The sequence below is a fragment of the Sphingobium sp. VMM genome, from assembly GCF_056790315.1.
The window spans coordinates 1-1436 of sequence record NZ_JBXGSI010000054.1 but is presented as its reverse complement, the minus strand read 5'-3'; the positions used below and the strand labels follow the sequence as shown (position 1 = coordinate 1436).

Annotated in this window: 2 protein-coding genes; both read left to right on the top strand. The window is 65.0% G+C overall.

Translation table 11 applies throughout. The features are described from left to right. Window positions 1-569, top strand: a 569-nt coding sequence (gene kduI, locus ACUCV3_RS27255; RefSeq protein WP_482241473.1) for a 5-dehydro-4-deoxy-D-glucuronate isomerase, incomplete at its 5' end; no start/stop codon positions are given. A gap of 88 nt (window positions 570-657) precedes the next feature. After that, on the top strand, window positions 658-1413 hold the full coding sequence (gene kduD / locus ACUCV3_RS27250; RefSeq protein WP_279728432.1) for a 2-dehydro-3-deoxy-D-gluconate 5-dehydrogenase KduD: 756 nt from the start codon (window positions 658-660) through the stop codon (window positions 1411-1413). The last annotated feature ends 23 nt before the right edge of the window (window positions 1414-1436 follow it).

The window sequence follows — 1436 nt, the reverse complement described above, 5'->3', positions numbered from 1 at the left end:
GCACCGTGACCGTCGACGGCGAAGTCTTCACGCTCGGCAACAAGGATTGCCTCTATGTGACGATGGGCGCCAAGGATGTGGAATTCGCCGGCGCTGGCGCGCGTTTCTATCTCGCCTCCTGCCCGGCGCACAAGGCGTTCACCACCCGCAAGCTCGGCATCGCCGACGCCAATGCGCTGGAGCGCGGCAGCCTGGAAGAATCCAACGAGCGCACCATCTTCCAGCTCGTCATCCCCGGCATCTGCGACAGCGCGCAGCTGGTCATGGGCCTCACCGTGCTCAAGCCCGGTTCGGTGTGGAACACCATGCCCCCGCACATCCATGAGCGCCGCAGCGAGATTTATTTCTATTTCGAGCTGGATGGCGATGCCGACCGCGTCTTCCACTATATGGGCGAGGGCGATGCGATGCGTCACATCGTCATGGCCAATGAGGAAGCGGTGATCTCGCCGCCCTGGTCGGTGCATATGGGCTCGGGCACCAAGGCCTATGCCTTCATCTGGGCGATGGCCGGTGAGAACCAGGACTATACCGACATGAACGTGCTGGACATCTGCCAGCTGGCCTAAGCCAGAAGGGGGAGAGGCTGTCACGCCCTCTCTCCCTCACATGCCCTCCCCTAACCCCTCCCTGAAGGGAGGGGGATTTGGAGCTTATATGAGCACTATCTTCGATCTTGGTGGCAAGGTGGCCATCGTCACCGGCGCCAATACTGGCATCGGCCAGGCGATCGCGCTGTCGCTGGCTGCAGCGGGCGCCGACATTGCGGCAGTCGGCCGCACCCCGGCGGAGGAGACCGTCGAGAAGGTCCGCGCCCTCGGCCGCAAGGCGGAGATCGTCTCGGCCGATCTTTCCAGCATCGAGCCGGTGCAGCGCGTCGTCGACGAGACGATCGCGAAGCTGGGCGGCCTCGACATCCTGATCAACAATGCCGGCATCATCCGCCGCGCCGACAGCGTCGACTTCACCGAGGAAGACTGGGACGCGGTGATCGACACCAATTTGAAGTCGACCTTCTTCCTGGCCCAGGCGGCGGGGCGGCACATGCTGGCACAGGGTAGCGGCAAGATCGTCAACATCGCCTCGCTGCTGTCGTTCCAGGGCGGCATTCGCGTGCCGAGCTATACTGCGTCCAAGAGCGGCGTCGCCGGCCTCACCAAGCTGCTGGCGAACGAGTGGGCGGCCAAGGGCGTCAACGTCAACGCGATCGCGCCGGGCTATATCGCGACCAACAACACCGCCGCGCTGCAAGCCGACGAGACCCGCAACCGCCAGATCCAGGAACGCATCCCGGCCGGCCGCTGGGGCGAGGCGAGCGACATTGGCGGCGCGGCCGTGTTCCTGGCCTCGCCGGCGGCCAACTATATCCATGGCCATGTCCTGGCCGTCGATGGCGGCTGGCTGGCCCGCTGATATCCCGTCCTGCGCCTGCCAGC

What these genes read in the sequence shown, in the direction of transcription:
- kduD (WP_279728432.1), top strand. Translation starts at nt 658, where the DNA reads ATGAGCACTATCTTCGATCTTGGTGGCAAGGTGGCCATCGTCACCGGC.